The organism is Pseudomonas sp. NPDC012596 (genome assembly GCF_042902325.1).
Lineage (GTDB): Bacteria > Pseudomonadota > Gammaproteobacteria > Pseudomonadales > Pseudomonadaceae > Aquipseudomonas.
The window spans coordinates 442,361-454,468 of sequence record NZ_JBIBEB010000001.1; the positions used below are offsets into that span (position 1 = coordinate 442,361).

The following is a 12,108-nucleotide window of genomic DNA, read 5'->3' on the forward strand; positions in this document are numbered from 1 at the left end:
GCAAACCCGCGGTGGGTTATGCTTCTGCCCTGAACCGTGCAATGGAAGACCTTGTGACTGGACCGACTCCACTGGACACGCGCTGGCTCACCGAAGCGGTACGCCTGCGCGAGGAACACGCCGGCCCCCTTGAGGACCAGGAAGCCAACCGCCACGCACGCCAACAGGGTGGCGACCTGGCCACGCGCATAGAGGCGCGCGCACTGTTCCTGGCCGAACGTGACGGCATGACCACCGCCCTGCTTCACTGGAAGCAAGGCGCGCGCCTGGCGCTGCTGGCGTTGCTGCTGCTGGCCGTGCTCAGCGGCGCGGGCCTGGCCTTTGCCGCCCTTGGCGATGGGCAGCGCCCGGTCAACGTATTCTGGGCGTTGGGCAGCCTGCTCGGGCTGAACCTGCTGATGCTGCTGGGTTGGGCTGCGGGCCTTGTCTTGAGCGGCGAACACGGCGCCAGCCTTGGCCGCCTGTGGTTGTGGCTGAGCGAACGTTTTGCCCGCGACGCCAAGGCCGCGCATCTGGCGCCAGCACTGCTGGTGCTGTTGCAACGCCAGCGCCTGAACCGTTGGCTGTTGGGCCTGCTGGTGCACAGCCTATGGGCCCTGGCCATGCTCAGTGCGCTGGCGCTGCTGCTGGCGCTGCTCGCCACCCGGCGCTATGGCTTCGTCTGGGAAACCACCCTGCTCGCTGCAGAGCCCTTTGTGCACCTGACCCAAACCCTCGGCGCGCTGCCCTCGCTGCTCGGCTTTGCCGTGCCGGACGAGAGCATGATCCGCACCAGCGGCGACACCCTGCCGGCTCTGGATGTGGCCCGCCAGGCCTGGGCCAGTTGGCTGCTCGGCGTGGTACTGGTGTATGGCCTGCTGCCGCGCCTGATACTGGCCGGGCTGTGCCTGTGGCGCTGGCGCCAGGGCCGTGAACGCCTGGCCCTGGACCTCAGCCTGCCCGGTTACGCCCAACTGCGCGAAGCATTGATGCCACGCAGTGAGCGTATCGGCGTGCAGGACGTAGCCCCGCAAACCCTGCCGCAGTTCCAGGCCGGCCAGTTGGAAACCGGCAGCAGCGGTGCCCTGCTGGTCGGGCTGGAGCTGGACGACCAGCGCCCATGGCCCCCTGCTCTGCCCAAAAGTGTGACCGATGCCGGCGTGCTCGACAGCCGCGAATCGCGCAATCGCCTGCTGGAACAGCTCAGCCGCTTCCCCCCGGCGCGCCTGGCCATCGCCTGCGACCCCCGCCGCTCGCCCGACCGTGGCAGCCTGGCATTGCTGGCGGAGTTGGCGCGCAACGCCGCGGCCACGCGCATCTGGTTACTGCAGGCGGCACCCGGCCAGGCCCTGGACGCCGAGCGGCTGGGCGACTGGCACGAAGCACTGGACCGCCTCGGCCTGCCCCACGCTGACACCTCACCGCTGACCTGGCTGGAGCATGGCCATGACTGAGCCGCTGAAACTGGCCGTGGTCGGCCACACCAATGTCGGCAAAACCTCGTTGCTGCGCACGCTTACCCGCGATGTGGGCTTCGGCGAGGTCTCCCATCGCCCGAGCACCACCCGCCATGTCGAAGGCGCACGCCTGTCGGTGGACGGCGAAGCGCTGCTCGAGCTCTACGACACTCCTGGCCTGGAAGATGCCATCGCCCTGCTCGATTACCTGGAGCGCCTTGAGCGCCCGGGCGAGCGCCTCGACGGCCCGGCCCGCCTGGAGCGCTTTCTGCAAGGCAGCGAGGCGCGCCAGCGCTTCGAGCAGGAGGCCAAGGTGCTGCGCCAGTTGCTGGCCAGCAACGCCGGCCTGTATGTGATCGACGCCCGCGAGCCGGTGCTGGCCAAGTACCGCGACGAACTGGAAGTGCTGGCCAGTTGCGGCAAACCACTGCTGCCGGTGCTCAACTTCGTCGCCAGTAGCCAGCACCGCGAGCCCGAATGGCGAGATGCCCTGGCCCGCCTGGGCCTGCATGCGCTGGTGCGGTTCGACAGCGTGGCGCCCCCGGAAGATGGCGAACGCCGCCTTTACGAAAGCCTGGCCTTGCTGCTGGAGGACGCCCGCCCGGCCCTGCAACGGTTGATCGACGACCAACAGGCGCAACGCCTCGCGCGCCAACAAAGCGGCAAGCGGCTGATCGCCGAGTTGCTGCTGGACTGCGCCGCTTGCCGGCGCAGCGTTGCAGCCGAACCTGCCGCCGAGGCACAGGCTATCGAAGCACTGCGCCAGGACGTACGCCAGCGTGAACAGCGCTGTGTAGAAGCGTTGCTCAAGCTCTATGCGTTCCGCCGCGAGGATGCCAATGCCGCTGACCTGCCGTTGCTGGATGGGCGCTGGGGCGATGACTTGTTCAACCCCGAAACGTTGAAGTTGCTCGGGGTGCGCCTGGGCAGCGGCGTGGCGGCGGGTGCTGCGGCCGGAGCGGGCGTCGACTTGCTGGTCGGTGGCCTGACGCTAGGTGCTGCCGCACTGGCCGGCGCCATTGCCGGGGGGGCGCTGCAGACCGCACGCAATTATGGCTCACGGCTGATGGGGAAACTGAAGGGGCAGCGGGAGCTGACAGTTGACGACACCGTGCTGCGCTTGCTCGCCCTCCGCCAGCAGCAACTGATGGCAGCGCTGGATAGCCGCGGGCATGCGGCGCAGAACAGCATCCGCCTGGGTGAGTTGGATGAAAAAGCCTGGCGCGAAGGCAAGCTGCCCGAAGCTTTGAACAAGGCGCGGGCGCATCCGCAGTGGTCGACGCTCAACCCGGGGGCGCGGGTGAATCAGGCTGAGCGGCAGGAACAGCTGGAGGCACTGGTTTTGCAGATTTGAGGGTGCCTGTCAGGGCCTCTTCGCGGGCAAGCCCGCTCCTACGGGAGCACGCGAAGAGGCTGGCTCAGGCAGCCGGGGTATCGTCCATCGGCCAATTACTGCTGAGCGACCTTCTCCGACTTGCCGTCATAACGCTTGCGCCACTCGGCCAGGATCTCGTCACGGTTCCTGGAGGCCCAGGCAAAGTCGTTCTTGATCAGCCGCTGTTCATAGTCGGCCGGCAGCTCGGTCTGCGGCTTGGCGATGCCCGGTGCGGCGAGCACGGCGAAGTTTTCCTTGTACAGCTCCATGGCCGCAGGGCTTGCCGAGAAGTCGGCCAGGCGCTTGGCGGCTTCAGCCTTCGGCGAGCCTTTGATCAGCGCGGTCGCCTCGATCTCCCAGCCTAACCCTTCTTTGGGCAATACGATGTCCAACGGCGCACCCTGGCGCTTGAGCTGCACGGCGGGGTACTCGAACGAAATACCGATGGGGAATTCGCCCGCCGCCGCCAGCTTGCACGGTTTGGAACCGGAGTGGACGTACTGGCCGATGTTCTGATGCAGAGCGTCCATGTAGGCCCAGCCCTGCGGTTCGCCGAAGGTCTGCAGCCAGGCGCTCACGTCCAGGAAGCCGGTGCCGGACGATGCCGGGTTGGGCATGACGATCTTGCCCTTGTACTCCGGCTTGGTCAGGTCCTGCCAGCTCACCGGTTTGCTCAGGCCCTGCTTCTCGGCCTCGATGGTGTTGAAGCAGATGGTCGCGGCCCACACGTCCATGCCGACCCAGGCCGGCGGGTTGGCGGCGTCGCGGTAGTTGCCGGAGATCTTGCCAAGGTCCTTCGGTGCGTAGGCTTCGAGCATGCCGTTCTGGTCGAGAATGGCCAGGCTGGAGGCGGCCAGGCCCCACACCGCGTCAGCCTGCGGGCGGTCTTTCTCGGCCAGCAGCTTGGCCGTGATGATGCCGGTGGAGTCACGCACCCACTTGATCTCGATGTCCGGGTTGGCCTTTTCGAAGGCTTGCTTGTAGCTCCTGAGCTGCTCGGCTTCCAGGGCGGTGTATACGGTCAGCTGCGTGCTGGCGGCCGAAGCCTGCAGGCTGAATACGGCGGATACGGCAGCGGCAAGTGCGAGGGGCTTGAACATGATGCGGTTCCTGTCAGTGTGGGCAGTCGGTCAATGGCCAGGCGCGCGCTGGCGCCAGGCCTGGGAGCGGCGCAGCAGGCCGCGGGAGGCACCGGCCAGCAACAAGGAGGCAGCGGCGCTGGTCAGCAGGATCAGGGTGGACATGGCGGCAGCGCCGCCGACGTTGCCGGCATCGTCCATATTCAGCACGGCGACGGCGGCAAGGATGGTGTCGGGGCTATACAGGAAGATCGCTGCCGAGACGGTGGTCATCGCCGAGACGAACAGGTAGCGGATGATGTCCAGCAACGCGGGCAGGCAGATCGGCACGGTGACCCGCACGAAATGCTTGTATAGCGGCACCTTGAGCGACAGCGCGGCGGCCTCGAACTCACCGTCGAGCTGGCGCAACGCGGTGGTGGCGGTCATCTGCGCAGTGGTCAGGTAATGGGCGATGGTGCACACCACCAGCAGCCCCATGCTGCCGTAGAACACGTGCAACGGGTTGCCGTTGAGGTTGAAGAAGAAGACATAACCCAGGCCCAGCACCAGGCCGGGCACCGCCATGGGGATGAAGCTGAGCAGGCGCAGGGCTTGGTTGAGCAGGCGCTGGCCCTGGGTCTTCTCCATCAGGTAGGCACCCGCAAAGATCACGAGGCTGCCGATCAGCGCCGTGCCGATGGCCATGGTCACGCTGTTGCGATACGCCAGCCAGCCACCCCCTGCGGTGTCCTCGAACATGTAGTGCTTGAGCGACAAGGTCATGTTGTAAGGCCAGAAGGTCACCAACGACGAGTACACCGCCATGCCGATCACCCCGAGCAGCACTGCGCATACCAGCATCACGATGGCCAGGTAGCAGGCATCACGGCTGCGCGAAGGCTTGGGCTCGAATGCCTGGGCACGGCCGCTCAGGGCGTCGCCTTGGCGGCGGCGCAGCCAGGCGTCGACGGCAAAGCTCAGCAAGGCTGGCACCAGCAGCACCATGCCGATCAACGCGCCACGGCCGAACTGCTGCTGGCCGACCACCGCTTTGTAGGCCTCCAGCGCCAACACCTGATAATCGCCACCGACCACCACAGGTACTCCGAAGTCGGTGATGGTGAGGGTGAACACCAGGCAGAACGCCGCGAACACGGCCTGGCGCGTAGCCGGCCAGGTAATGCTGCGAAACGCCCGCCAAGGCCCGGCGCCCATGCTGGAGGCAGCGTCGAACAGGCGGGCATCGGCCAGCGACAAGGCCGAGAGCAGGATCATCAGCGCATGCGGAAAGGTGTAGATGGCTTCGCCCAGGACGATGCCCCAAAAGCCATAGATGTTGTCGCTGAGCAGCCCGCGCAACAGCCCTTGGTTACCGAACAGATAGACCAGCGCAATGGCGGGCAACATCGATGGCGCCAGCAGCGGCAGCAGCGAGATCCCCCGCCACACGCCCTTGGCTGGGATCAGCGTACGCTGCAGGGCGTAAGCGAACAGATACGCCAGCGGTACCACAATCGCGGCAACGGTGAAGGCCACCGACAGGCTGTTGCCGAGCAGCCAGTGGAAGTTCTCGCTGGCAAACAGTTCACGGGCCGCCAGCAGGCCGCCGCCCTGGCCGGCGTCGCCACTGAAGCCACGCCAGAAGATCGCCAGCAATGGCATCAGCACTGCCAACAGCAGCAGAATCAGCAGCAGGCTCTTGCCACCGACGACGAACAGCCGATCACCCAGCGCGACATCACTGCGCGCTGCGGGCTTGGCCTGGCTGAGCGGCAGCGAAATTGGCGCGGCCATCTCAGGCAAACACCTGCAGGCTCTGCGGCGGCAGCGCCACCCAGATGTCCTGCGAGCCCAGGCGCGGCATGGCTTCTGGGGTCAGCTCGGCCAGCAGGGAATGCCCTGGCAGGGCTTCGAGCTCGAAGCTCATGCGGCAGCGGTTACCGAGGAAAGTGATTTCGTGGACCTTGGCCGGGAACAGGTTTTCTTCGTGCATCACCGGGTTGACGGTGATCGCCTCCGGGCGGCAGAACAGGCGGCCGCTGCTGGCACGCGGCGCACCGGGGGCCAGGCGCATGCGCATGGCGCCAACTTGGGCATGGCTGTCGCCATTGCGCTGAAACGGTAGCCAGTTGCCCTGGCCGACGAACTCGGCAACGAACGGCGTAGCCGGTTGATCGTAGATCTCCTGCGGCGTGGCGTATTGCTCGACCTGGCCGTTGTTCATCACTGCGATGCGGTCGGCCATGAGCATGGCTTCGTCCTGGTTGTGGGTGACCATCAGCGTGGTAATGCCCAGTTGGCGCTGCAACTGGCGCAACTCGGTGCACAGGTGCTCACGCACACGCGCATCCAGCGCCGACATCGGCTCATCTAGCAACAGCAGCGAAGGCGACGGAGCCAGCGCGCGGGCCAGGGCCACGCGTTGCTGCTGGCCACCAGAGAGCTGGCCGGGGTACTTCTTTTCGCTGCCGGCCAGGCCCACCAGTTCGAGCATTTCGGCCACACGCTGGCGGCTCTGGTCACGGCTACTGCCGGCCAGGCCGTAGGCGATATTGGCTTCGACGGTGAGGTTGGGGAACAGCGCGTAGGACTGGAACAGGATGCCGTAGTCACGGGCCTGGGGCGGCAGTTCGGAGATATCGCGCTCGCCGATGTACAGCTCACCACGGTCCTGGCGCTCAAGCCCGGCGATGCAGCGCAGCAGGGTGGTCTTGCCGCAACCCGAAGGGCCGAGCAGGCAGACCAGTTCGCCGGCGGCGATATCCAGGGAGACATCGTTCAGCGCCGTGAAGGCGCCGAAACGCTTGTGGATGCCGCGCACTTTCATGTGTGCGCCTGGGGTAGCGGGGTTCATGGCAAGGCCTCATCGAACGGATGGGGCCATGCTAGGAAGGCTGTGCGAAGGTTCTGTGGCGTTCAGGCAAAAGCGGGTGATAGTGGTATAGGCAGACTTTGTAGTGGCCTGGAGGCCCTATCGTCGGCAAGCCGGCTCCTACAGGTTCGCCACAGGTCTCCAAGCCAGTGGGCTACCTGTGGGAGCCGGCTTGCCGGCGATAGGGCCGCCGCACATCTAGAACCGTGAACCCACCACTTCCTGCGCCACCCCTAGGAAAGCCGCCGGCAGACGGGCCTGGCGCCGCTCCTTCAGGCAGTACAGGTACTCGTGCATCAGCGGTGCATTATCCAGCGTCAGCACTCGCAACTCCGGGTTGTGCGGCACCTCGTGCCGGGCAATCACGCTGATGCCGATATTGCGCAACACCGCCTCGCGGATCGACTCGCGGCTGCCGATCTCCAGCAACGCCGAGGCCTTCACACCGGCATCCGCCATCATCTGTTCGGTGAGCTTGCGAGTGGTCGAGCCCTTTTCGCGCATCAGCAGGCAGTGCCCCGCCACCACGTCGATGGACACCGCCTGGCGGTGCGCCAACGGATGATTGCGATGCATGGCCACCACCAGTGGGTCGGTGCCCAGCACGCGCCGTACCAGGCGGGCGTCTTCAAGCAACTGCGACGATGCGGCGATATCCACACGGTAATCCTCGAGCATCTCCAGCACCTGCTGCGAGTTGCCGATCTCAACCGCCACTTCCACCTGGGGCAGGCGCTCGCGGAAGATCTTGACCAGGTCGAGGATGTAATAAGGCGCGGTGGCGGCAATACGCAGGCTACCCTGGGAGTGGCCGCTGTTGCGCAGTTCGAACTCGATGTCGGCCTCCTGCTGCAGCAGCGCCTTGACCATCGGCAGCAGGCGCACGCCCTGCTCGCTCAACACCAGGCGCCGGCCACCGCGGTAGAACAGCTCTACCGCGTACTGGCTCTCCAGGTTACGGACCTGCGTGGTCACCGTCGGCTGGCTCAGCCCAAGCTTCTTCGCCGCCAAGGTGATACTGCCCAGGCGGGCCACCATGTAGAAAGCTTTGAGCTCGGCGCTCAGCATTGCATAACCTCATTTGCGCAACAGGCGCAGACCGTTGAACACCACCAGCAGGCTGACGCCCATGTCGGCGAACACCGCCATCCATAGGGTGGCCATGCCGGCAAAGGTCATCGCCAGGAATATGGCCTTGATGCCCAACGCCAGAACGATGTTCTGCGTCAGGATCGCCGCACTTTGGCGCGACAGCCTGACGAACGCCGGGATTTTGCGCAAGTCATCATCCATGAGCGCCACGTCGGCAGTCTCGATGGCGGTGTCGGTCCCGGCAGCGGCCATGGCAAAGCCGATCTCGGCACGGGCCAGGGCCGGCGCATCGTTGATGCCGTCCCCCACCATGCCCACCCGGTGGCCCTGGGCATACAGCTGCTCGATGGTGGTCAGTTTGTCAGCAGGCAGCAAGTTGCCCTCGGCCCGGTCGATGCCGACCTGGGCAGCGATGGCCTGGGCGGTATGCGGATTGTCGCCGGTCAGCATGACAGTCTTGATGCCCAGCGCGTGCAACTCAGCGATGGCCTGGCGACTGGTGTCCTTGACGGTGTCGGCCACGGCAAACAGCGCCAGCGGGCCAGAACGGTCGAGCAACAGCACCACGGTCTTGCCCTGACGCTCAAGTTCATCCAGTTGCGCTTCGAGCTGCGGCGAGCACAGGCCCAGCTCCTCCACCAGGCGATGGTTGCCCAAGTGGTAGGTGTGGCCGTCGATGTCGCCGCGCACGCCCCGCCCCGCCAGGGCGGCGAAGCCGCTGACCTCACTCAGGGCCAGCCCCTGCGCCTTGCCAAACTGGGCAATTGCAGCTGAAACCGGGTGGTCGGAGCGGTCGGCCAGGCTGGCCGCCAGTGCCTGGGCGCGGCCTTCGAACAGCGGGTCGAGTACCTTGGCATCGGTTTGCACCGGCTTGCCGTGGGTGAGGGTGCCGGTCTTGTCCAAGGCCAGGAAGTCCAGCCTGCGGCCCCCTTCCAGGTAGACGCCGCCCTTGATCAGGATACCCTTGCGCGCGGCAGCAGCCAGGCCGCTGACGATGGTCACAGGAGTGGAAATCACCAGCGCACACGGGCACGCCACCACCAGCAGTACCAGTGCGCGGTAAACCCAGTCGAACCAGGCGCCGGCCAGGAACAGGGGTGGGATGATCGCCACCGCCAAAGCCAGGGCGAACACCACCGGGGTATAGATGCGCGAGAACGTATCGACGAAACGCTGGGTAGGTGCACGGGCCCCCTGCGCTTCTTCGACGGCTTTGATGATCCGCGCCAAGGTGGAGTGCCCTGCGGCAGCAGTGACACGGTATTCCAGCGCGCCGGCCTGGTTGATGGTGCCGGCGAACAGCTTGTCGCCTGCAGCCTTCTCGACCGGCAGGCTTTCGCCGGTAATCGGCGCCTGATCGACGCTGGATTGCCCACTGGTCACTTCGCCATCCAGGCCGATACGCTCGCCGGGGCGTACCCGTACCTGCGCACCGAGCGCCACCTGGCGCACTTCAACCTCGCGCCACTGGCCATCGGCCTGCTGCACCGTGGCCATGTCCGGCGTGAGCTGCATCAGCCCGCCGATGGCATTGCGGGCGCGGTCCAGGGAGCGCGCTTCGATCAGTTCGGCGATGGTGAACAGCACCATGACCATCGCCGCCTCCGGCCACTGGCCGATCAGCACGGCGCCGGTCACGGCGATGCTCATCAGTGCGTTGATGTTGAGGTTACGATTCCTCAGGGCAATCCAGCCCTTCTTGTAGGTGCCTAAACCACAACCGAGGATCGCCGCCAGCGCCAATGCCGCCACCACCCACTCAGGTGCCAGGGCGCTGAAGTGGACGATTTCGGCAGCGACCGCCGCAGCGCCGGACAGCGCCAGCGGCAACCAACGGGTTTTGACCGGTAGTGGCGCTGCAGCGCTGTCTTCCTGATCATCGGCCAAGGGTTCAGCCTTCATGCCCAGGCTGTCGATGGCCCGCTCGATGTCGACGGTGCCGGCCAAGGTGTGGCGCACGCCGAGCACGCGGTTGATCAGGTTGAACTCCAGCTGCTCGATACCGGCCAGCTTGCCCAGCTTGTCCTGGATCAGCGTCTGCTCGGTGGGGCAGTCCATGGCCTGAATACGAAAACGGCTGAGCCGGGCCGTATCGCTGGCCTTTTCGCTCAGTTGCACGAGGGCCGGTGCGGCACTGGAGCCGCAGCAGCTGTGAGCATGGGCGTCGTGGCAGTGGCTCTCGCCGCCATGCGCGTGGTCGTGCTCGTGCGAATGGTTGGGGCTGACAGGCTGGTTCATGGGGTCATCCTTAATGTGCGCCTGTTGCCAAGTGAACACCCTGTAGCCACTATAGGGTCAAGCCACTTGCTGGAGATTTCGCAATGAAGATCGGAGAACTGGCCAAAGCCACCGACTGCGCCGTGGAAACCATCCGCTATTACGAGCGTGAACAGCTGCTGCCGGAGCCGGCGCGCACCGACGGCAACTATCGGCTGTACACCCAGGCCCACGTCGAGCGCCTGACATTCATCCGCAACTGCCGCACCTTGGACATGACCCTGGACGAAATTCGCAGCCTGCTGCGCCTGCGCGACAGCCCGGAAGGCTCGTGCGGCAGCGTCAATGCGTTGATCGACGAGCACATCGAGCATGTGCAGGCGCGCATCGACGGGTTGGTCGCATTGCAGGAACAACTGGTGGAATTGCGTCGGCGCTGCAATGCCCAGGGCACAGAATGCGCGATATTGCAGCAGTTGGAGGTAAACGGCGCGGTCACGGTGCCTGAGGGCGAGCCCTCCCACGTCGGCCGCAGCCACGGCCACTGATAGCACTGTGCTTCTAGGGCATCAGCCCTACAGTCACGTGTGGGTGATGGGCAGATAATCGGGGGGCTTTTCTCAACAGGGAGTACTACCGATGAGCACAACCCTTGGCGCACTACGTGAACTGAGCGAAGAGGAAGCCGAACAGGCAAGCGGCGGCGAGCATCGCCCCAGCGACCCGCCGCTGCAGTTTCCCGAATGGCCTGACGAGCTGTTCGGTTGGACCGGCGACCTCTGACTACACAGGAGTGACAACCATGCCTTGCGAAACCCTGCCTACCCCACGCACGCTCAGCAGCGAAGAGCTGGAGCTGGTCGCTGGCGGCCATGACGCGACCATCATGCCGGTGGTTCCACCAGTGACCCTCAAGCCTGACGTGCCACCACCGCACCTGCCGCGGGTACCGGATGTACCACCGCCGAATGACATCAGAGGGCCGAACATTCCGCTCTGAAGGATGCCCCCGCAGCCCATCACCGCTGGCGATGGGCTGCCGGCGTGTCAATCAAACCGCCATCGGCGCCGTCATCGGCGCGTGGTGCTCATACCCTTCCAGGCTGAAGTCACTCGGTTCGATCTTCTCCAGCCACTCCGGCTCGTACTTGCCGGTCTCGGCAAACGCCGGCACGCGGTCGCTGATCACCAGCTTCGGCGCTTCCAGCGGCTCGCGCTTGAGCTGCTCGTTGAGCATGTCCAGATGGTTTTCGTACACATGGGCATCGCCGATGAAGTAGGTGAACCAGCGCGGTGTATAACCGGTCAGGCGGCCGAACAGCGACAGCAGCGCCGCGCCTTCGGTGAGGTTGAACGGCGTGCCCAGGCCCAGGTCATTGGAACGGATGTAGAGGGTCAGGGAGATTTCCCTGGTCTCGACGTTAGGGTGGAACTGGTACAGCAAGTGGCACGGCGGGAGCGCCATTTCGTCCAGCTGGGCGCAGTTCCAGCCGTGGAACAGAATGCGGCGGCTGCCAGGGTCGTTGGCAATGGTGTCCAGGCACTGACGTACCTGGTCGATGGCCTTGTACAGGATGACGAACGCCTGGCCGTCTTCCTCGTCCTGGGCAATTTTGCGGAAACCGGCTTTTTCAGCCATCGCGATAGCTGCCGGGTTGTTCAGCGGAACGCGCTTGTAGCCCGGCCACTGGCGCCATTGCACGCCGTAGATTTCGCCGAGGTCGTCATGGCCCTGGCGGAACGGGTTGGCCAACCACTGGGCATTCTCGTTGGCGTTCTGGTCCCAGACCTTGCAGCCCAGCTCGCGGAACTCACCGGCGTTTTTCACGCCCCGCAGAAAGCCGACCATCTCGCCGATTGCCGACTTGAACGCCAGTTTGCGTGTGGTGATGGCCGGGAAGCCCTTCTGCAGGTCGAAACGCAGCATGGCACCTGGCAAGCTGATGGTACGGATGCCGGTGCGGTTTTCCTGCAGGGTGCCGTTTTCGATGACGTCGCGGACCAGATCTAGATACTGTTTCATGACTTTCCTGTAACAAGAACGGCAGGGGGATC

Annotated in this window: 11 protein-coding genes; 5 read left to right on the forward strand and 6 right to left on the reverse strand. The window is 65.2% G+C overall.

All coding sequences use genetic code 11. The features are described 5' to 3' along the window. The first annotated feature begins 41 nt into the window (after positions 1-41). Positions 42-1,433 (forward strand): DUF2868 domain-containing protein, encoded by a 1,392-nt coding sequence (locus tag ACFY68_RS01945; protein WP_387522866.1) that lies wholly within the window; start codon positions 42-44, stop codon positions 1,431-1,433. Continuing rightward, positions 1,426-2,790, forward strand: a complete 1,365-nt coding sequence (locus ACFY68_RS01950; RefSeq protein WP_346614193.1) for a GTPase/DUF3482 domain-containing protein — start codon at positions 1,426-1,428, stop codon at positions 2,788-2,790. Before ACFY68_RS01945 ends, ACFY68_RS01950 begins: the two co-directional genes overlap by 8 nt. 95 nt (positions 2,791-2,885) lie before the next feature. Here ACFY68_RS01950 and ACFY68_RS01955 read toward each other — a convergent pair whose 3' ends face one another. The 5 genes from ACFY68_RS01955 to ACFY68_RS01975 all read right to left on the reverse strand — a co-directional run bounded on the left by ACFY68_RS01955 (position 2,886) and on the right by ACFY68_RS01975 (position 10,074). Next, positions 2,886-3,911 (reverse strand): putative 2-aminoethylphosphonate ABC transporter substrate-binding protein, encoded by a 1,026-nt coding sequence (locus ACFY68_RS01955; RefSeq protein WP_387522868.1) that lies wholly within the window; start codon positions 3,909-3,911, stop codon positions 2,886-2,888. Positions 3,912-3,941: 30 nt separating this feature from the next. Beyond that, positions 3,942-5,666: a putative 2-aminoethylphosphonate ABC transporter permease subunit gene (locus ACFY68_RS01960; RefSeq protein ID WP_387522870.1), complete on the reverse strand. Its 1,725-nt coding sequence runs from the start codon at positions 5,664-5,666 to the stop codon at positions 3,942-3,944. Between the two features lies 1 nt (position 5,667). Further along, entirely contained in the window at positions 5,668-6,726 is a 1,059-nt protein-coding gene (locus ACFY68_RS01965; RefSeq protein ID WP_387522872.1) for a putative 2-aminoethylphosphonate ABC transporter ATP-binding protein, read from the reverse strand. Positions 6,727-6,942: 216 nt separating this feature from the next. Continuing rightward, positions 6,943-7,812, reverse strand: coding sequence for a LysR family transcriptional regulator (locus tag ACFY68_RS01970; RefSeq protein ID WP_387522874.1), 870 nt, complete (start codon positions 7,810-7,812; stop codon positions 6,943-6,945). Positions 7,813-7,821: 9 nt separating this feature from the next. Continuing rightward, complete coding sequence (locus tag ACFY68_RS01975; RefSeq protein ID WP_387522876.1) at positions 7,822-10,074, reverse strand: heavy metal translocating P-type ATPase; 2,253 nt, start codon at positions 10,072-10,074, stop codon at positions 7,822-7,824. A gap of 83 nt (positions 10,075-10,157) precedes the next feature. On the opposite strand from ACFY68_RS01975, the gene cadR reads away from it, so the two are divergent. The 3 genes from cadR (at position 10,158) to ACFY68_RS01990 (ending at position 11,053) form a co-directional block, all read left to right on the forward strand. Next, positions 10,158-10,601, forward strand: a complete 444-nt coding sequence (cadR, locus tag ACFY68_RS01980; protein WP_387522878.1) for a cadmium resistance transcriptional regulator CadR — start codon at positions 10,158-10,160, stop codon at positions 10,599-10,601. A 91-nt stretch (positions 10,602-10,692) separates the two neighbouring features. Then, complete coding sequence (locus ACFY68_RS01985) at positions 10,693-10,836, forward strand: hypothetical protein (protein WP_387522879.1); 144 nt, start codon at positions 10,693-10,695, stop codon at positions 10,834-10,836. Between the two features lie 19 nt (positions 10,837-10,855). Next, entirely contained in the window at positions 10,856-11,053 is a 198-nt protein-coding gene (locus ACFY68_RS01990; RefSeq protein WP_346614201.1) for a hypothetical protein, read from the forward strand. A 51-nt stretch (positions 11,054-11,104) separates the two neighbouring features. Here the strand turns inward: ACFY68_RS01990 and ACFY68_RS01995 are convergent, their stop codons facing one another. Then, positions 11,105-12,076, reverse strand: a complete 972-nt coding sequence (locus tag ACFY68_RS01995) for a thymidylate synthase (RefSeq protein ID WP_387522881.1) — start codon at positions 12,074-12,076, stop codon at positions 11,105-11,107. Between the last annotated feature and the right edge of the window lie 32 nt (positions 12,077-12,108).

Coding starts and splice junctions, on each gene's coding strand:
- ACFY68_RS01995 (WP_387522881.1), bottom strand. CDS start 12,076: ATGAAACAGTATCTAGATCTGGTCCGCGACGTCATCGAAAACGGCACC.
- ACFY68_RS01975 (WP_387522876.1), bottom strand. CDS start 10,074: ATGAACCAGCCTGTCAGCCCCAACCATTCGCACGAGCACGACCACGCG.
- ACFY68_RS01955 (WP_387522868.1), bottom strand. CDS start 3,911: ATGTTCAAGCCCCTCGCACTTGCCGCTGCCGTATCCGCCGTATTCAGC.
- ACFY68_RS01960 (WP_387522870.1), bottom strand. CDS start 5,666: ATGGCCGCGCCAATTTCGCTGCCGCTCAGCCAGGCCAAGCCCGCAGCG.
- ACFY68_RS01945 (WP_387522866.1), top strand. CDS start 42: ATGGAAGACCTTGTGACTGGACCGACTCCACTGGACACGCGCTGGCTC.
- ACFY68_RS01985 (WP_387522879.1), top strand. CDS start 10,693: ATGAGCACAACCCTTGGCGCACTACGTGAACTGAGCGAAGAGGAAGCC.
- ACFY68_RS01970 (WP_387522874.1), bottom strand. CDS start 7,812: ATGCTGAGCGCCGAGCTCAAAGCTTTCTACATGGTGGCCCGCCTGGGC.
- ACFY68_RS01990 (WP_346614201.1), top strand. CDS start 10,856: ATGCCTTGCGAAACCCTGCCTACCCCACGCACGCTCAGCAGCGAAGAG.
- ACFY68_RS01950 (WP_346614193.1), top strand. CDS start 1,426: ATGACTGAGCCGCTGAAACTGGCCGTGGTCGGCCACACCAATGTCGGC.
- ACFY68_RS01965 (WP_387522872.1), bottom strand. CDS start 6,726: ATGAACCCCGCTACCCCAGGCGCACACATGAAAGTGCGCGGCATCCAC.
- cadR (WP_387522878.1), top strand. CDS start 10,158: ATGAAGATCGGAGAACTGGCCAAAGCCACCGACTGCGCCGTGGAAACC.